Here is a 17,431-nt window from a genome sequence, read left to right as displayed (position 1 = left end):
AAACAGGGCGCAAGTTTACCTGCTGCGCACGCTCGGGGCCCAGCTAATGGCTGGCGGGCTACGCCTTGAGCAACGCCCGCACCTTGGCCGCCGAGAGCTTCTGCAGGCCGCACAGGTAGGCGTGGCTGACTTCGGCCACGCCATGGCGCTCGCGCAGGCGGCTGGCCAGCAGCAGGGTCAGGTTGGCGGCCATTTCCGCATCGGCCAGCGCGCGGTGGGCCTGGCCGGTGTCCGGCAGGTTGGCCCAGCGGTTGAGGTTGCCCAGCTTGTGGCTGGGCGCCTCCGGCAGCAGGCGCCGTGCCAGCAGCAGCGAGCAGGCGAATTCCTGCTGGCGCGTGCGGCGCAGCAGGGCCAGCTCGGCATCCCAGAACTTGGCGTCGAACGCGGCGTTGTGCGCCAGCAGCGGCGTGCTGCCGACGAAGTCGGCCACCTCGCCCATCACCTCGGCCACCGGCGGCGCGCTGCGCACCATGGCATTGCTGATGCCGGTGAGTTGCTCAATGAACGGCGGAATCCACGCCCCGGCATTCATCAGGCTCTGGTAGCGCTCGACGATCCGGCCACCCTCGATGATCGCCACGCCGATCTCGGTCGGCCGGGCACTCTGCGCCGGCGACATGCCGGTGGTTTCAAAGTCGATTACGGCAATACGGTCCTGCATCCGGCATCCTCAATTCTTCAGTAGCAGCGCGCCCTCGACCGGCACATAGCGGTCGGCGGCGCGGATCAGCGAGTTGGCGGTCAGCCCGGGCACGCCATACACGCAGCTGCTCACCCCGTGGGCGCTGCGCAGTTTGTCCAGCAACAGGTCGAAGTCGCCATCGCCGGAGGCCAGCACCACTTCGTCGACCCGCGCTGCGGCGTCCAGCACATCGATACAGATGCCCACGTCCCAGTCGCCCTTGGCCGAGCCGTCGCTGCGCTGGATGTAAGGCTTGAGCTTCACCGTGAAGCCCAGGTTGCGCAGGATCTGCTGAAACTGCCGCTGCTTGGCGTCGCCGCGGTCGATGGCGTAGGCGTAGGCTTCGACGATCTCCCCGCCGGCAATGACCTCGGCCCACAGGGCGGCATAGTTGAAGTGGCAGCCATGGGCCTGGCGCACGGTGTAGTAGAGGTTCTGCACATCGGCGAACAGGGCGATTTTCTTCACGGGGAAACCTGTAGTGAACGCGGCGGCCATTATGCGTCAGCCGGCGGTCATCCGCCCCATGTTCGCCGGCCCCGGCCATCGGCTAAAGTGAAAGCTGAAGTACTGCCGCGAACCCTGCCATGAACCCACTCAGCGTCCTGCGCGATTCATTCATCTTCTTCAGCCGCAACCTGCACAGCATTGCGCCGCTGTGCCTGCCGCTGATCGCCGTGGAGTGCCTGCTGCGCGCCGTGGTCGCCGGCCTGGTGCCGCCGGCGCACTCGCCCACCTACGAGCTGCTGGTCGGCCTGGTGGTCTACCCGCTGTACAGCGCCGCGCTGATCCTGTTCCTCGACGCCCGCAGCCAGGGCCGCCGGCCGAGCCTGCGCAACCTGCTGGCCGCCAGCGCGCTGCTGTGGCCGAGCTTCGCCGTGCTGGCCGGGCTGAGTACCCTGCTGATCATGCTGGCCGCCAGCGCCTTCGTGCTGCCGGCGCTGTGGGTGATGGTCAAACTGGCCTTCGCCGAATACCTGCTGGTGCTGCGCGGGCTGACGCCGCTGCAGGCCATGCGCGAAAGCTTCATGCTGACCATCGGCCACTTCTGGTCGCTGCTGGCCTGCGTACTGCTGGTGATAGTGCCGCTGTGGCTACTCGACGACTGGACCCTACAGCTGCTCGGCGAACAGCCGGATGCGGTCGGCAGCCTGCTGCTGGACATCCTCAACGGCTTCCTCCAGCTGTTCTCCACGGTGGTGCTGTTCCGCTGCTTCATGCTCTGCACCCCGCAACCGGCAGAGGAAAGCCAGAGCAGCTAGGCTGGCAGGACGGTTTATTCCACGAGGAAGACGCATGTCCGCTGCAAACCCAAGCATCCTGTCCCACGTCTCGATCGGCACCAACCGCTTCGAGCAGGCCGTGGCCTTCTACGACCAGGTCCTGCCGACCCTCGGCTGCAAGCGCCTCCTGGCCCATCCCGGCGCGGTGGCCTGGGGCCGCGAGTACCCGGAGTTCTGGGTGCAGACGCCGATCGACGGCCAGCCGGCCAGCGTCGGCAACGGCAGCCACTTCGGCTTCGTCGCCCCGGACAAGGCCTCCGTGCAGGCCTTCTACGCCGCCGCCCTGGAGGCCGGCGCCAGCCCCGACGGCCCGCCCGGGCCACGCCCGGACTACGGCGAGCCCTACTACGGCTGCTTCGTCCGTGACCTCGACGGGCACAAGATCGAGGCGGCCTACTGGGACATGGAGCAGGTCTACGAGCTGTATATCGAGCCGCACAACCACTGACAGCCGGCTTCAGGCCAGCCCCAGCCGCAAGGTGCGCCCCCTAGCGGCTGGAACCGGGCTTCAACCCGGACAGCCGCGGCAGCAGCACGCGCTCGAACAGGCGCGGGAAGAAGCGCGCCAGCAGGCGCGCCCGCCAGTTGACGTTGGACAGCACCAGCAGGCGCCGGCGACGCAGGGCGCCACGGTAGATGGCCTCGGCGACATCCTGGGCGGAAGCCACCTTACCGATCGCCAGCGGCGGTTGCTGGGCCACCGAGCCGTCGCCGACCAGGGCGTTCTTGCGCAGGTCGGTGGCGGTAAAGCCGGGACAGACCAGCATCACGTTCACTCCCGAGCCCTTGAGCTCGGCGCGCAGGGTCTCGAACAGGCCGTGCAGGGCATGCTTGCTGGCGTTGTAGGCGCTGCGGTAGAGCAGCGGGGCGAAGCCGGACAGCGAACTGAGCACGATGATCTGCCCGCGCCGCGCCACCAGGCTCGGCAACGCCGCCTTGGTGCAGTGCACGGCGCCGAAGTAGTTGACCGCCATGACCCGCTGGAACACCGCCAGCTCGGTCTCGGCGAACGTGCTGCGGTGGGTGATGCCGGCATTGTTGATCAGCACGTCGATGCCGCCGAAGCGTTCGCAGGCCTGCGCCACCGCCTGCTTCACCGCCTGCGCATCGGCCACGTCGCAGCACAGGCCGATGGCCTCGCAGTTGAGGTTGTCGCGCAGGTGCTGCAGCAGGCTGTCGAGCTCCGCCTGCTGCAGGTCGAGGATCACCAGGCGCGCACCGGCCTGGGCCAGGCGCATGGCCAGGGCGCGGCCGATGCCGGCACAGCCGCCGGTAATCAGCACCACCTTGCGTTCGAACACCTTGCTGGCGAATACCTTGCGATACATACGAGCCCCCTGGTTCTGCAATCTGCCGCCGCTCAATCGAACAGGCGAGCAGCAACAGCTTATGCCCTACAGATCGTTATGCGTACCGTCGCACAGCGGCGGCGTATGGCTGTGCTTGCAGCCGCAGAAAAACAGGGTCTCGCTGCGTTCGGCATGCAGCTTCAGCGGCCGCAGGCCGGTGCCCTGATGCGAGCCGTCACAGAACGGCTGCCTGGCGCTGCGCCCGCAGCGACACCAGAAGTAGTCCTGCCCGGCGCAGACATCCACCGCGTAGGGGCCTCGTTGAGCGATCCGTACCTCGTCCATTGGCGCACTCCTCGGTGGCTGCGAATGCCGCGGTGCAAGTGGCTGCGGGCATGCCCGGGCGGCGCTTCTCGGGTATGCTCGGGCACTTTCAGCATAGTCCAGCCCGGCCGATGACCCTGCCCCGCCCCCTGCGCTTATTCCTGCTCGGCCTGCTGAGCTGCGCCAGCGTCCTCGCGGCGCTGGTCTACAGCCTGACCTGGCACCCCGCCGCCCGCGAGCCGGCGCAGCTCGCCTGCCCGGCCGGCACCCCGCTGCTGCAACCCGGCCAGGCGCTCAAGGTGATGACCTGGAACGTGCAGTACCTGGCCGGCAAGCGCTACGTGTTCTGGCACGACCAGGCCGGCGGCCGCGACCTGCGCCCGAGCGCCACCGACCTGGCCTACAACCTCGACGAAGTGGCGCGGGTGATCCGTGACGAACAGCCCGACCTGGTGCTGCTGCAGGAACTGCACGACGGCGCCCGCGCCAGCGACTACCAGAACCAGCTGCAGCTGCTGCGCGAACGCCTCAACGACCTCTATCCATGCAGCGCCGCGGCCCTCTACTGGCAGGCGGCGTTCGTGCCGCACCCGCAGATCATGGGCAGCGTCGGCATGCGGCTGGCCACCCTCAGCCGCGTGCGCATCGCCCGCGCCGAACGCCTGCAGCTGCCCCGCCTGCGCGGCAACCCGCTGAGCCGCCAGTTCCAGCCGCAGCACGCCCTGCTCGCCAGCTACCTGCCGCTGGCCAACGGCCAGGAACTGGTGCTGATCAACACCCAGCTGGCCGAACCCAGCGCCAGCGGCGACGACGCGGCGCGCCAGGTGGCGATGACCGGCAGCCTGCTCGACCAGCTGGAAAGCCAGCGCACGCCCTGGCTGCTCGGCGGCGACCTGAACCTGCTGCCGCCCGGCCAGTACCAGCACCTGGCACCCCGCCAGCGCCGGCACTACCAGCAACCCAGCGAGCTGGCGCCGCTGCTGGCGCGCTACCCGAGCATCCCGAGCCCGAGCGAGACCAGCCAGCCGGCCTGGTACACTCAGCACCCCAACGACCCCGAGCTGCGCACGGCCGACCGCACGGTCGACTACCTGCTGCACAGCCCGCGCCTGGTACGCCTCGACGCGCGGGTACGGGATGCCGATACCCGCGGCATTTCCGACCATCTACCGCTCAGCGCCCGCCTGCTGTTGCCGCTCGACTGACCGGTCACCCCGACGACTGGACAAAGCCCGTGGCGGCCTCCATGCTCAGGGCGAATCGTCATCGCAATAACAACAAGACGGCCGCAGAGCCGCGAAATAGACAATGCCAAGATCGCTTTTAGTTGTTCTGCTGAGCTTCCTCTGCTGCGCCTTCGCGCAGGCACAAACCGGCGAAACCCTGCGCCCGGTTACCGTCGGCTATTACGAATTTCCTCCCTATTCCTGGACCGGCCGCGACGGCCAGCCGCGCGGCAGCGTGCTGGCCCTGACCGAACGCCTGCTGCGCCATGCCGGCTACCGCGGCGTCTACCGCTCGCTACCGGGCGCCCGCGTCTATGCCGGCCTGCAGGACGGCAGCGTGCAGCTGTGGCCGGGGGCCGGCGGCAAGGCCGAACTGGCCGGCCACACCCTGGAGGCGCGCAATCACTTCGGCGAGATCAACCTGGCCCTGTACTACCGCCCGGACACCCCGCCGCCGCAGATCCCCCGCGACCTGGCCGGGCGCGGGATCATCCTGATCAGCGGCTACAGCTACTGGAAGCAGGTCAACGACATGCTCGGCGACCCGGCCCTGGGCCTGCTCACCCACCGCACCAGCACCCACTCGGCCGCCCTGGAAATGCTCCTGCGCAAGCGCGGCGACTTCCTCATCGACTACCAGAGCCCGGTGGAGCAGGCGCGCAAGGAGCTGGGCATCGAACCGCTGCCCTTCACCGTGCTGCAGCACCTGAAGCTGCGCCTGATCGCCTCGCGCCACAGCCCCGGCAGCGCCGAACTGCTGGAGAGCCTGGACCGCGCCTACGAGGAACTGCAGGCCAGCGGCGCCGACCTCGACCTGCAGTAGCCATCACTTGCGCGGCTTGGCCCGCGCCGTCGGCTCGGCGATCAGCGGGTCGTCCGGCCAGTAGTGCTTGGGGTAGCGACCCTTGAGATCCTTCTTCACCTCGCCGTAGGTATTGGCCCAGAAACTGGCCAGATCCTGGGTCACCTGCACCGGGCGGCGCGCCGGCGACAGCAGGTGCAGCTTGAGCCCCAGGCGCCCGCCGCCGATGCGCGGGGTGGCGGCCAGGCCGAACAGCTCCTGCAGGCGCACCGCCAGCACCGGCGGTTCCTCGGCGTAGTCGATGGCGATGCGCGAGCCGGACGGCACCGTCAGGCTGCGCGGCGCCAGCTCGTCCAGGCGCTGCGGCAGCGGCCAGGGCAGCAGGCCGGCGAGGATGCCGGGCAGGTCCAGGCCGGCGAAGTGGCTGAGCCGGCTGACCTTACCCAAATAGGGCAAGAGCCAATCCTCCAGCGTCGCCAGCAGGGCGGCATCGCTGACATCCGGCCAGTCGCTGGCCGGCTTCTCGGCCAGGTCGAGGCGCCGCAGCAGCGCCACCCGCGCCTGCCACTGGCGCAGTTCGGGAGTCCAGGGCAGCAGTTCCAGGCCCTTGCGCCGCACCAGGCCGAGCAGGGCACGGGCGCGCGCCGCCTCATCAAGCTCTTTCAGCGGCTCGCGGCTGAGCACCAGCTCGCCGACCTTGCGCTGGCGCTCGGCACGCAGCACGCCCTCGCGCTCGTCCCACTCCAGCTCCTCGCGGCTGCTGACCTGCTCGGCCAGCACCCCGTCGAACAGCGCCGGATCGAGATCGGCCGCCAGGTAGATGCGCTCCTCGCGCTGGCCCTGGCGACTGCCGAGGTCGGCGATCACCAGCCATTCGTGTTTCATCAGCGCATCCGGCTCGCCGAACTGGGCGGCGCGGCCGTTGGCCAGGCGGTAGTCGCCGCCCCCGGCGCGGCGCTGGCGGGCGACCCGGTCCGGGTAGGCGAAGGCCAGCAGGCAGCCGAGCCAGCGCGGATGCTCGGGATCGGCCACCGCCTCATTGCGCGGGCCTTTCAGATAAGAGCGGAACTGGCGGGCCAGCTGGCGCGCGCGCTGCACGCCGCCCTGGCTGCCGCGCGAGGCCTTGTCGGCGCCACTGAGCAGGGCGATGCGGCTGTGCAGGTCGGCGCCGGCGCCGCGCAGGATGTCGCGCTCGCCAAGCAGCGCAGCCAGGTCGCAAGCCAGATTGTCGAGGCCCAGGGCCTGGCCGCGCAGCAGCAGATGGGCGATGCGCGGGTGCGCCGGCAACTCGGCCATGGCCTGGCCGTGGGCGGTGAGCACGCCGCGTTCATCCAGGGCGCCGAGGCGCGTCAGCAGGTCGCGGGCCTGGGCGAAGGGCGCGGCCGGCGGCGCATCGAGCCAGGCCAGCTCGGCAGGCGTCACGCCCCAGCGTGCCAGCTGCAGGGCCAGCCCGGCCAGGTCGGCCGCGAGGATTTCCGCCGTGCCGTAAGCGGCCAGCTGCTCGTGCTGGGCCTGCGACCACAGGCGATAGCACACCCCCGGTTCCAGGCGCCCGGCGCGGCCGGCGCGCTGGGTGGCGCTGGCGCGGGAGATGCGCTGGGTGTCCAGGCGGGTCATGCCGCTGGCCGGGTCGAAGCGCGGTACCCGCGCCAGGCCGGCGTCGACCACCACCCGCACGCCGTCGATGGTCAGGCTGGTCTCGGCGATATTGGTCGCCAGCACCACCTTGCGCTTGCCGGCCGGCGCCGGCTCGATGGCCGCGCGCTGGGCCGCCAGATCCAGCTCGCCGTGCAGCGGGCAGAGCAGGATCTCGTCGCGCCCGCCCAGGGCCTCGGCCAGCTGCTCATGCACCCGGCGGATCTCGGCCTGGCCGGGAAGGAACAGCAGCAAACTGCCCGGCTCAATGGCCAGGGCCTGCAGCACCGTCTGCACCACCCGCGGCTCCAGCCATTCGCCGGGCTGGAACGGGCTGCCCCAGCGGATATCCACCGGATGCATGCGCCCCTCGCTGGACACCACCGGCGCATCGCCGAGCAGGCGCGACAGGCGCTCGCCCTCCAGGGTCGCCGACATCAGCAGCACCTTCAGCGGCGGCTCGTCGCGCAGCAGCTCGCGGCCGTTGAGGCACAGGGCCAGGGCCAGGTCGGCGTCCAGGCTGCGCTCGTGGAACTCGTCGAAGATCACCAGGCCGACACCCTCCAGCGCCGGGTCGTCCTGCAGGCGGCGGGCGAGGATGCCCTCGGTGACCACCTCGATACGCGTGCGCGGGCCGACCTTGCTCTCCAGGCGGATGCGGTAGCCGACCGTTTCGCCGACCGGCTCGCCCAGCTCGCTGGCCAGGCGCTCGGCGGCAGCGCGGGCGGCCAGGCGGCGCGGTTCGAGCATGAGGATGCGCTGTCCGGCCAGCCAGGGCTCGGCGAGCAGGGCCAGCGGCACGCGGGTGGTCTTGCCGGCGCCCGGCGGCGCCTCCAGCACGGCCTCGTGGCGTTCGCCCAGGGCGGCGCGCAGGGCCGGCAGTACGGCATCGATAGGTAAGGGGGTCATGGCGGCTCCGCGAACAAGGCGGCGATTATAGAGGAGCCGGCCACTGAACCGGACGCTGCCGGGCGTGGTCTGCAATGGGCCATCCAACTGCAATGGCGGGCTTGGTATAGTGCCGGCTGATTTTTCTGGAGGTGCGTATGCGCTTGAGTTCCCGTGTCATCGGTGGCGTTCTGCTCGCCAGCCTGTTCAGCCAGCTGACCGCCTGTGGCAGCATTTTCTTTCCCGATCGGCGCGGCCAGATCGAAGGCCGCATCGACCCGCTGGTGGCCGGCCTCAACGCCGTCGGCATCCTGTTCTACGTGATCCCGGGGCTGATCGCCTTCGGCATCGACTTCGCCACCGGCGCCATCTACCTGCCCAACGACCAGTACTCGGTGGCCCCCGAGCAGCTGCAGGACGCCATCGGCGCCGACGGCCAGGTCGACCCGCTCAAGCTCAAGGCCATCATCCTGCGCGAAACCGGCCAGCAGCTGCCCCTCGACGATCCGCGCCTGATCCAGCACAGTGGCAGCAGCGCGCAACTGGCCGCCTACGGCCTGCGCCCGGAGGCCTGATGCACAAGGTACTCACCAATCACCTGCAGCGCCTGCTGGCCTACCACGGCTGGGCCTACGCCCGCCTCTGCGGACAGTTGGCGAGCCTCAGCGAGGAGCAGTACCGCGCGCCCTGCGGGCTGTTCTTCGGCAGCATCCACGGCACCCTCAACCACCTGGCGGTGGCCGACCGCCTGTGGCTGGCCCGTGCCCGCTTCGAGGTGCATCCGTTCGACCGTCTGGATGTCGAAGTGGCCAGCGAACTCGGCGCCCTGGAGAACTACCTGGAGATCGGCGTCGCCGCCTGGCGCGACCTGCTCCAAGACCTGGAAGACGCCGACCTGCTGGCGCCGATCGCCTACCGCAACCTGGCCGGCGAGCAGCAGCTGCGCCCGCTGGCGGAAATCGTCCCACACCTGGTCAACCACGGCACCCACCACCGCGGGCAGATCAGTGCCGCGCTGACCGCCATGGGCCAGCCGGCCCCCGTGCTGGACTACCTCTACGCCCTGCCCGAGCTGCCATGAGAATTGACCCGCAACACGCCCGCCTGCTGCGCCTGGCCACCGGCACCGCGCTGGCGGTGGCCCTGATCCTGGCCCTGGCCAAGGCTGTCGCCTGGTGGCTGAGCGGCTCGGTCAGCCTGCTCGCCGGCCTGACCGACTCGCTGTTGGACGGCGCCGCCTCGCTGCTCAACCTGATCGCGGTGAACTATGCCCTGCGCCCGGCGGATGCCGACCACCGCTACGGCCACGGCAAGGCCGAGGCCCTGGCCGGGCTCGGCCAGGCGCTGTTCATCGGCCTCAGCGCGGGGCTGGTCGGGGTGCACGGGGTCGAGCGCTTCCTCAACCCGCAGCCACTGAGCACCCCCACCCTCGGCGTGCTGGTGATGCTCGTCTCGCTGCTGCTGACCGGCGCCCTGCTGGCCTTCCAGCACCGCGTGGTGCGGATCACCGGCTCCACGGCGATCCGTGCCGACTCCCTGCACTACCGCTCGGACCTGCTGCTCAACGGCAGCATCCTGCTGGCCCTGGTGCTGGCCAGCTTCGGCTGGCCCCAGGTGGACGCGCTGTTCGGCATCGCCATCGCCTTCTTCATCCTGTGGAGCGCCGTGGGCATCGCCCGCGAGGCCTGCGCCGTGCTGATGGATCAGGAACTGGCCGCCGAACTCAGCCAGCGCATGCTCCTGCTCGCCTGCGGCGTGGACGGTGTGGTCGGCGCCCACGACCTGCGCACCCGCCGCTCCGGCATGCACTGGTTCGTCCAGCTGCACGTGGAGATTCCCGGCGAACTCAGCCTGCAGCAGGCCCATGAACTGTGCGAGCAGGTGGAAAACGCCATTCGCGGCGAGTTCGCCCAGGCCGAGGTGCTGGTGCACGCCGACCCGCTGGATGTGGTCAGGCGCTGACGCCGCGCCCAGCGACCTGCGCCGGCAAATTGCAGGCAAGAAAAAGGGGAGGCCCGTGGCCTCCCCTTTTTCTTGTCCGGCACTAGCGTTCGTGGCGCTGCTTTCCTCGCCCGCCTGGTTGGGCGGTGCGGACCCGGGAGCCTGCGCGATCCGGTAGGACCGCCGGCGCCGCGGCACCTGATTGGGCGCCGCGGGTGGACATCAACGTCCGGGCCATGAAACTGGGGAGAAGCTTAACCGCCAGGGCGCGACCAAGGATTGCTAATATTGCTCAGCAAAGCATTACTTGCGCAATTTTTACTCATTGATAGAGTGATAAGCGCAATCTGACAACAAGGAAGCCCTGGAATGAACAAGCTCGACCGCTACGACCTGCGCATCCTCGCCGAATTGCAGCGCGATGCGCGCATCTCCAACCAGGAGCTGGCCGAGCGCATCGGCCTGTCGCCCTCACCCTGTTCGCGGCGGGTCAAGCAGCTGGAGGACGACGGCTACATCGTGCGCCAGGTGGCCCTGCTCGATCGCAAGAAGCTCGGTCTGAGCCTCACCGCCTTCGTCCTGATCGGCATGGACCGGCACACCCCCGAGCGCTTCGAGCACTTCCAGGCGGTGATCCGCCAATGCCCGCAGGTGCTCGAATGCAGCCTGGTGACCGGGATGGACGCCGACTACCAGCTCAAGGTGGTGGTGCCGGACATGGACCACTACCAGAAATTCCTCCTCGGCCAGCTGACCCGCATCGAGGGTGTGACCAGCGTGCGCTCCAGCTTCGTCCTCGATCAGGTACTGGCCAGCACCGAGCTGCCGCTCGAGCACCTGCGCGAGTGACGCGCACGGGGCCGACCAAGGTCTGCTGCCAGCTCGGCCGCAGGCGCGTATAATCGCCGCCCGCTGTCTATCCCAGCTATTGCCGAAGAGGTCGCCGTGGAAACCGAAGAGTTCGAAGCCCTGATGATGTACGTCCTGGTTGGCGGGCTGATGGTGTTCATGGCCTTCATCATCTGGGACCTGGCGAAGAAGTCCAAGGCCGGCCGCCTGGGTACCGCCGTGCTGTTTCTCGGCCTCGGCCTGTGCCTGTTCGGCTTTGCCGCCAAGCCGGTGATCACCTACATCATCGAGGTGGCCCGGGGCATCGAGTAGTCCGCCCCGCGCAGCACCCCACTATTGAACGCGCTGACCGCAGCCCCGGCTGCGGCGCCGTCGTTATTCGCTGTTCAGGAGTTTCAATGAAAGCCACCGATCTGGTCATGCAGAGTTATGGACGTTGCTGCGCCAGCGCCACCTTCTTCGACGATTTCTACCGCTACTTCCTCGCCAGCTCGCCGCAGGTGCGCGACAAGTTCACCAACACCGACATGCCGGCCCAGAAGCAGCTGCTGCGCCAGGGCATCCTCAATCTGGTGATGTACGCCCGCGGCATGCCCGACACCAAGCTGCGCGCCCTCGGCGAAAGCCATGCGCGCGGCCGCCTGGACATCCGCCCGGAACTCTACGACCTGTGGCTGGACGCCCTGCTGATGAGCATCGCCGCCCACGACGGCCAGTTCAGCGAAAGCATCCGCAGCGCCTGGCGCGAGGTGCTGAACAAGGGCATCGGCGTGATCAAGTCCGGCTACTGATCAGCGGCTTTCCCACCACCGCTCAGTCCAGCCGGGGCGGCAGTTCGCGCCACTGCCCCGGCGCCAGCCCCTCCAGGCTCCAGGGGCCGATGCGCACACGCACCAGGCGCAGGGTCGGCAGGCCCACGGCAGCCGTCATGCGCCGCACCTGGCGGTTGCGCCCCTCGCGAATCACCAGTTCCAGCCAGGCGGTCGGCACGCTCTTGCGAAAGCGCACCGGCGGAGTGCGCTCCCACAGCTGCGGCTCCGCCAGGCGGCGCGCCTCGGCCGGCAGGGTCGGCCCGTCGTTGAGCTGCAGGCCCTCGCGCAGCTGGCGCAGCTGTTCCTCGCTCGGTTCGCCCTCCACCTGCACCCAGTAGGTCTTGGCCAGCTTGTGCTTGGGGTCGGCGATCTGCGCCTGCAGGCGGCCATCGTTGGTCAGCAGCAACAGGCCTTCGCTGTCGCGGTCCAGGCGCCCGGCCGGGTAGACGCCGGGCACCGCGACGAAATCCTTGAGGGTGGCGCGGCCCTGCTCGTCGTTGAACTGGGTCAGCACGTCGAACGGTTTGTTCAGCATCAGCAGCCGCGGCGCGGCCGGCGGCGCCTTGGCCTGCCGCCGCGGGGCCGGTTTGCCGGCGGGGCGCGGCGGGGCGTTGGGACGAGGAGGACGCGGCATGCGGATTCCAAACTGAGGAAAAGGAGCGCCAGTTTACCCGAGGCGTAGCCCGCATCATCAGCCTGGCTGATGGACCACCCGGCGGACGTCGACAACGACTAAGCTGCTCGGGTCGACTCATCTGCCCGAAGGATTGCCCCATGAACAGCGAACTCGCCACTTTCACCGGCTGGGCCGCCACCGCCGCCGGCGCGCCCCTCGAACGCCACCAGTACGACCCGGGCCCGCTGGGCGCCGAAGAAGTCGAGGTGGCCGTGGAATACTGCGGCATCTGCCACTCCGATCAGTCGATGATCGACAACGAGTGGGGCAATGCCCGCTACCCCTTCATCCCCGGCCATGAAGTGGTCGGCACCATCGTCCGCCTGGGCGAGCAGGCGCGCGGCCTCAAGCTCGGCCAGCGGGTCGGCATCGGCTGGTACAAGGGTAGCTGCATGCACTGCGGCTCGTGCATGGAAGGCTCGCACCAGCTGTGCGGCAAGGTGCAGCCGACCATTGTCGGCAGCCACGGCGGTTTCGCCGATCGCCTGCGCGCCCACTGGGCCTGGACCATCCCGCTGCCGGACGGGCTCGACCCGGCGCTGGTCGGCCCGCTGTTCTGCGCCGGCTCCACGGTATTCGCCCCGCTGCTGGAATTCGACGTCAAGCCCACCGACCGGGTCGGCGTGGTCGGCATCGGCGGCCTCGGCCACCTGGCCCTGCGCTTTCTCAATGCCTGGGGCTGCGAGGTCACCGCCTTCACCTCCTCGCTGAGCAAGCAGGACGAGGCCAGGCGCCTGGGCGCGCACAAGGTGGTGGCCTCCACCGACAGCGCCGCGCTCAAGGCGATGGCCGGCAGCCTGGACTTCCTGCTGGTCACCGCCAGCGCCGACCTGGACTGGAATGCGCTGATCGGCACCCTGGCCGGCAAGGGCCGCCTGCACTTCGTCGGCATCGTGCCGAGCGCGATCCCGGTGCACGTGTTCAACCTGATTCCGCGCCAGCGCAGCCTGTCCGGCTCGCCGGTGGGTTCGCCGGCGAGCATGAAGACCATGCTCGAATTCTGCGCCCGCCACCAGATCCTGCCGCAGGTCGAGCACTTCCCGATGAGCCAGGTGAATGCCGCCATCGACCACCTGCGTGCGGGCAAGGCGCGCTACCGGGTGGTGCTGGACGCCAGCCGGTGAGCGGCCTGTTCCACTGGCACCGCGACGCGCCCTGGCATCTGGGCGCGGTCGACGGCACCGACCGCCCGCGCCTGCTGCAGGTGTGGGAAGCGGCGGTGCGCGCCACCCACCACTTCCTCGGCGAGGAGGACATCCAGTTCTACAAGCGCATGCTGTGCGAGCAGTACTTCGACCTGGTGCGCCTGGCCTGCTTGCGCGACGGGCACGGCCGGGTGCTGGGCTTTTCCGGCACCGCCGAGGACAGGCTGGAGATGCTCTTCGTCGACCCCGACCAGCACGGCCGCGGCCTGGGCAAGGCGCTGCTGCGCCACGCCATCGCGCACGACGGCGTGCGTCTGGTCGACGTCAATGAACAGAATCCCCAGGCCCTGGCCTTCTACCTCAGCCAGGGCTTCGAGCAGATCGGCCGTTCAGCGCTGGACGGCGCCGACCGGCCGTATCCCCTGCTGCATCTGCGGCTGCGCGGGAGAGCCTGACGCCGCGGGCCCTGTACTCAGGCTGCCGCGCCGGCCCATCGCAATAGCCCCACATGGGTATCGCTACGCTCAACCCATCCTACCCAGCTAAGGCCCGGCGCGTGTCGCGCGGGGTGCACCGTGCGCACCATGGACCCGCGCGGGTTTTGCGGTGCGCACAGCCTGCGGCAGATTCGCTGCCACGCCCTAGCGGAACGGCGGCTCGTCGAAGCTGCGCAGCTTGCGCGAGTGCAGCGAGTCGAGCTGGCAGCGCAGCAGGTCGAGGGCGGCGATGCCGATCGACAGGTGCTGGCTGACCGCACGCTGGTAGAAGCCGCTGGCCGAGCCGGGCAGCTTCATCTCGCTGTGCAGCGGCTTGTCCGATACGCACAGCAGGGTGCCGTAGGGCACGCGCAGGCGATAACCCTGGGCGGCGACGGTACCGCTTTCCATGTCTACCGCCACCGCCCGGGCCAGGTTGATCAGCGGCCGCTCGTGGGCCCAGTGCAGTTCCCAATTGCGGTCGTCGTAGGTCAGCACGGTACCGGTGCGCAGGCGCCTCTTCAGGGTCTCGCCACGCTCGCCGGTGACGCTGGCGGCCGCTTCCTGCAGGGCCTGCTGCACCTCGGCCAGGGCCGGGATGGGAATGTGCGGCGGCAGCACCCGGTCCAGTATTCCGTCCCGGCGCATATAGGCGTGGGCCAGCACGTAGTCGCCGATGGTCTGCGATTGGCGCAGGCCGCCGCAGTGGCCGATCATCAGCCAGCAGTGCGGGCGCAGCACGGCCAGGTGGTCGGTGATGTTCTTCGCGTTGGACGGGCCGACGCCGATATTGACCAGGGTGATGCCGTGGCCGTCGGCGGCGATCAGGTGGTAGGCCGGCATCTGGTAGCGGTGCCAGACCACCGCGTCGGCCACGGCCTGGGCATCGTCCTCGCTGGTGCCGCGCTCGATGATCACGTTGCCCGGCAGCACCATGCGCACGAAGCGCGGGTCGTCGCGCAGGCGCTCCAGGCCGTGGCGGATGAACTGGTCGACATAGCGGTGGTAGTTGGTCAGCAGGATCCACGGCTGCACGTGACGCCAGTCGCTGCCGGTGTAGTGCTGGATGCGCTTGAGGGAGAAGTCGGTGCGCGCCGCGTCGAACAGCGCCAGCGGCAGGTCGCTGCTGTCGCCCCAGTCGAACAGGCCGTCGGCCACCGAGTCGGTGGCGGCGGACAGGTCGGTGCTGGGAAACACCCGCGCCAGCTCGGCGGCGCTCACCCCGGAGCCGGCCAGCTCGTCGCCCTGCTCGACCACGTAGGGATAGGGAATGTTCTGCTGGCTGAGGCCGACCTCGACGGTGACGGTGAAGTCGTCCATCAGCGGGCGCAACTGATCGAGCAGGTAGCCGCGAAACGCATCCGGGTGGGTCACGCTGACCCGGTAGGTGCCGGGCAGCTGCACCTTGGCGTAGGCGCGCACGGTGCTCGGCACCTCGCCCTGGCAGTGATAGGTCAGGCGCAGTTCCGGGTAGCGGAACAGGGCGCGCTGGCCGGCGCTGGGCTGGGTGCGTTCCTTGAGGTAGTTCTTCAGTGCCTGGCTCAGCGCCTCGGTGGCCTGGCGATGCAGGGCCGCGAGGCGCTCGACGGCCTCCTCGGCGGTGGCGACGATGACGAATCCGGCGGGCGAAATAACGGTCACGGGGCAGCTTCCTGACTGGAAATACCGCCCTATCTTGCGCCTTTGCCGCCACCGCCCGCCAGCCGGGCGATGCTCCAGGCGGCGGGTATGGCGGCAGCGGCAGCCGGCTGCTTAGACCAGATGCGGCGTGCTGCGCGCCACCAGCGCCGGAGCATCCACGCCGCGCGGCAGGGTGCCGTAGACCCGTCCGCCGCCGCCCAGGCGGCTGGCGATGAAGGCGTCGCTCACCGTGGCATTGCCGGCCTCCAGCAGCAGCTTGGCCTGCAGGGCCACGGCCACGTCCTCGGTCAGCTGGCGGGCGCGGTACTGGATGTCGCCGGTGTCGCGGAAGGCCGCCTGCAATTGCGCGATATGGGCTTTCAGCCGGGCATCGCCGTGGCCGTCGCCGAGCTCGGCGAACAGCGCGTCGAGCACGCCCGGCTCCTTGGACAGCGCACGCAGCACATCCAGGCACTGCACGTTGCCCGAGCCTTCCCAGGTGGAGTTGACCGGCGCCTCGCGGTACAGCCTTGGGAGGATGGTGTCCTCGACGTAGCCGGCGCCGCCCATGCATTCGGCGGCCTCGTTGATCATGGCCGGCGCGCGCTTGCAGATCCAGTACTTGCCGATGGCGGTGACCAGGCGGGCGAACTTCGCCTCCTGCGCGTCGTGCGGGTGGTCCAGGGCGCGGCCCATGCGCAGGGTCAGGGCCAGCGCCGCCTCGCTTTCCAGGGCCAGGTCGGCCAGCACGTTCTGCATCAGCGGCTGCTCGGCCAGCACGCGGCCGCCGACCTGGCGGTAGGCGCAGTGGTGCGCGGCCTGGCTCAGGGCCTGGCGCATCAGGCTGCTGGAGCCGACCATGCAGTCGAAGCGGGTCAGCGCCACCATCTCGATGATGGTCGGCACGCCGCGGCCCTCCTCGCCGACCATCCAGGCCAGGGCGCCACGGAATTCCACCTCGCTGGAGGCGTTGGCCCAGTTGCCCAGCTTGTTCTTCAGCCGCTGCACGTAGAACTGGTTGCGCGTGCCGTCCGGGCGGTGGCGCGGCAGCAGGAAGCAGGTCAGGCCCTTGTCGGTGTAGGCCAGGGTGAGGAAGGCATCGCACATCGGCGCCGAGCAGAACCACTTGTGCCCGACCAGTTCGTAGGCCTGGCCCGGGCCACCGGCCCCCACGGCATGGGCGCGGGTGGTGTTGGCGCGCACATCGGTGCCGCCCTGCTTCTCGGTCATCGCCATGCCGATGGTGACGCCGGCCTTCTGCGCCATCGGCACGTTGCGCGGGTCGTATTGGGTAGCGAGGACCTTCGGCAGCCAGGTCTCGGCGATGTCCGGCTGCAGCTTGAGCGCCGGCACTGCGGCGAAGGTCATGGTCAGCGGGCAGCCGCTGGCGGCCTCGGCCTGGCTGTGCAGGTAGGTCAGCCCGGCACGGGCGACATGGGCACCGGCGCGCGGGTCGGTCCAGGGCAGCGACGGCAGGCCGTGCTCGATCGCCGTGCGCATCAGCTCGTGGTAGGCGGGGTGGAATTCCACCAGGTCGATGCGGTGGCCGTAGCGGTCGTGGCTCTTGAACACCGGCTTGTTCTCGTTGGCGAGGAAGCCGGCCGCCATCAGCGGCCCGCCGGCCAGGGCGCCGTAGGCATCCAGGCGGTCCTCGGCCCAGCCGCCGCCGAAGCGGCGGATCCACTCCTGCAGGGGCAGGTCGACGCGATAGAGGTTGGCGCCATCCAGGGGCGGCACCTGGTTGAACACTTCGTGGGTTTCGGCGAACTGCTGCAGGGACATA

The 17,431-nt window shown here is 69.5% G+C and carries 20 protein-coding genes; 12 read left to right on the top strand and 8 right to left on the bottom strand.

The features are described 5' to 3' along the window. Nucleotides 1-58: 58 nt before the first annotated feature. Nucleotides 59-661, bottom strand: a complete 603-nt coding sequence (locus GV001_RS04735; protein WP_160078495.1) for a PolC-type DNA polymerase III — start codon at nucleotides 659-661, stop codon at nucleotides 59-61. 9 nt (nucleotides 662-670) lie between these two features. Continuing rightward, on the bottom strand, nucleotides 671-1,180 hold the full coding sequence (locus tag GV001_RS04730; protein WP_178091800.1) for an NYN domain-containing protein: 510 nt from the start codon (nucleotides 1,178-1,180) through the stop codon (nucleotides 671-673). A gap of 89 nt (nucleotides 1,181-1,269) precedes the next feature. On the opposite strand from GV001_RS04730, the gene GV001_RS04725 reads away from it, so the two are divergent. Further along, nucleotides 1,270-1,944, top strand: coding sequence for a YciC family protein (locus GV001_RS04725; RefSeq protein ID WP_160078493.1), 675 nt, complete (start codon nucleotides 1,270-1,272; stop codon nucleotides 1,942-1,944). 34 nt (nucleotides 1,945-1,978) lie between these two features. Beyond that, complete coding sequence (locus GV001_RS04720; protein ID WP_160078492.1) at nucleotides 1,979-2,413, top strand: VOC family protein; 435 nt, start codon at nucleotides 1,979-1,981, stop codon at nucleotides 2,411-2,413. Nucleotides 2,414-2,453: 40 nt separating this feature from the next. Here the strand turns inward: GV001_RS04720 and GV001_RS04715 are convergent, their stop codons facing one another. Next, nucleotides 2,454-3,293, bottom strand: coding sequence for an SDR family oxidoreductase (locus GV001_RS04715; RefSeq protein WP_160078491.1), 840 nt, complete (start codon nucleotides 3,291-3,293; stop codon nucleotides 2,454-2,456). Nucleotides 3,294-3,359: 66 nt separating this feature from the next. Beyond that, the gene (locus GV001_RS04710) at nucleotides 3,360-3,599 is read right to left on the bottom strand and encodes a CDGSH iron-sulfur domain-containing protein (protein ID WP_160078490.1); all 240 of its coding nucleotides are present in this window, start codon (nucleotides 3,597-3,599) and stop codon (nucleotides 3,360-3,362) included. Between the two features lie 110 nt (nucleotides 3,600-3,709). Between GV001_RS04710 and GV001_RS04705 the strand changes: the two genes are divergently transcribed. Both GV001_RS04705 and GV001_RS04700 read left to right on the top strand, forming a co-directional pair. Next, nucleotides 3,710-4,783: an endonuclease/exonuclease/phosphatase family protein gene (locus GV001_RS04705; RefSeq protein ID WP_160078489.1), complete on the top strand. Its 1,074-nt coding sequence runs from the start codon at nucleotides 3,710-3,712 to the stop codon at nucleotides 4,781-4,783. Nucleotides 4,784-4,886: 103 nt separating this feature from the next. Then, nucleotides 4,887-5,627 (top strand): ABC transporter substrate-binding protein, encoded by a 741-nt coding sequence (locus tag GV001_RS04700; protein ID WP_160078488.1) that lies wholly within the window; start codon nucleotides 4,887-4,889, stop codon nucleotides 5,625-5,627. 3 nt (nucleotides 5,628-5,630) lie between these two features. On the opposite strand, the gene hrpB is transcribed toward GV001_RS04700, so the two are convergent. Beyond that, nucleotides 5,631-8,150 carry an ATP-dependent helicase HrpB gene (hrpB, locus tag GV001_RS04695; protein ID WP_160078487.1) on the bottom strand — a complete coding sequence of 840 codons (2,520 nt, stop codon included), beginning with the start codon at nucleotides 8,148-8,150 and terminating at the stop codon, nucleotides 5,631-5,633. A 137-nt stretch (nucleotides 8,151-8,287) separates the two neighbouring features. Between hrpB and GV001_RS04690 the strand changes: the two genes are divergently transcribed. From GV001_RS04690 to GV001_RS04665, 6 genes are all read left to right on the top strand, one after another. Further along, complete coding sequence (locus GV001_RS04690; protein WP_160078486.1) at nucleotides 8,288-8,704, top strand: polyribonucleotide nucleotidyltransferase; 417 nt, start codon at nucleotides 8,288-8,290, stop codon at nucleotides 8,702-8,704. Further along, entirely contained in the window at nucleotides 8,704-9,210 is a 507-nt protein-coding gene (locus GV001_RS04685) for a DinB family protein (protein ID WP_160078485.1), read from the top strand. Before GV001_RS04690 ends, GV001_RS04685 begins: the two co-directional genes overlap by 1 nt. Next, the gene (locus tag GV001_RS04680) at nucleotides 9,207-10,091 is read left to right on the top strand and encodes a cation diffusion facilitator family transporter (protein ID WP_160078484.1); all 885 of its coding nucleotides are present in this window, start codon (nucleotides 9,207-9,209) and stop codon (nucleotides 10,089-10,091) included. The genes GV001_RS04685 and GV001_RS04680 overlap by 4 nt, the downstream gene beginning before the upstream one ends. Nucleotides 10,092-10,439: 348 nt before the next feature. Further along, entirely contained in the window at nucleotides 10,440-10,919 is a 480-nt protein-coding gene (locus GV001_RS04675; RefSeq protein WP_160078483.1) for an Lrp/AsnC family transcriptional regulator, read from the top strand. A 96-nt stretch (nucleotides 10,920-11,015) separates the two neighbouring features. Further along, nucleotides 11,016-11,231, top strand: a complete 216-nt coding sequence (locus GV001_RS04670; protein WP_160078482.1) for a DUF2788 domain-containing protein — start codon at nucleotides 11,016-11,018, stop codon at nucleotides 11,229-11,231. Nucleotides 11,232-11,317: 86 nt separating this feature from the next. Continuing rightward, nucleotides 11,318-11,710, top strand: coding sequence for a globin (locus GV001_RS04665; RefSeq protein ID WP_160078481.1), 393 nt, complete (start codon nucleotides 11,318-11,320; stop codon nucleotides 11,708-11,710). A gap of 22 nt (nucleotides 11,711-11,732) precedes the next feature. Here GV001_RS04665 and GV001_RS04660 read toward each other — a convergent pair whose 3' ends face one another. Continuing rightward, a complete protein-coding gene (locus GV001_RS04660) occupies nucleotides 11,733-12,266 on the bottom strand; it encodes a pseudouridine synthase (protein WP_256664982.1) in 534 nt (177 codons plus the stop codon). A 239-nt stretch (nucleotides 12,267-12,505) separates the two neighbouring features. Here GV001_RS04660 and GV001_RS04655 point away from each other — a divergent pair, with 239 nt between their 5' ends. Together GV001_RS04655 and GV001_RS04650 are read left to right on the top strand one after the other, a co-directional pair. Continuing rightward, entirely contained in the window at nucleotides 12,506-13,531 is a 1,026-nt protein-coding gene (locus GV001_RS04655) for an NAD(P)-dependent alcohol dehydrogenase (protein ID WP_160078479.1), read from the top strand. Then, nucleotides 13,528-14,007 (top strand): GNAT family N-acetyltransferase, encoded by a 480-nt coding sequence (locus tag GV001_RS04650; protein WP_372238506.1) that lies wholly within the window; start codon nucleotides 13,528-13,530, stop codon nucleotides 14,005-14,007. The genes GV001_RS04655 and GV001_RS04650 overlap by 4 nt, the downstream gene beginning before the upstream one ends. Nucleotides 14,008-14,193: 186 nt before the next feature. Here the strand turns inward: GV001_RS04650 and amn are convergent, their stop codons facing one another. Together amn and GV001_RS04640 are read right to left on the bottom strand one after the other, a co-directional pair. Next, nucleotides 14,194-15,669 (bottom strand): AMP nucleosidase, encoded by a 1,476-nt coding sequence (gene amn, locus GV001_RS04645; RefSeq protein WP_160078478.1) that lies wholly within the window; start codon nucleotides 15,667-15,669, stop codon nucleotides 14,194-14,196. Nucleotides 15,670-15,780: 111 nt separating this feature from the next. Next, nucleotides 15,781-17,430 (bottom strand): acyl-CoA dehydrogenase family protein, encoded by a 1,650-nt coding sequence (locus tag GV001_RS04640; RefSeq protein ID WP_160078477.1) that lies wholly within the window; start codon nucleotides 17,428-17,430, stop codon nucleotides 15,781-15,783. Nucleotide 17,431 lies beyond the last annotated feature (1 nt).

This window comes from Pseudomonas sp. 8AS, assembly GCF_902506505.1.
Classification (GTDB): domain Bacteria; phylum Pseudomonadota; class Gammaproteobacteria; order Pseudomonadales; family Pseudomonadaceae; genus Aquipseudomonas.
Note: the sequence above shows the minus strand (reverse complement) of the source record. Positions and strands in the feature narration are given on the sequence as shown.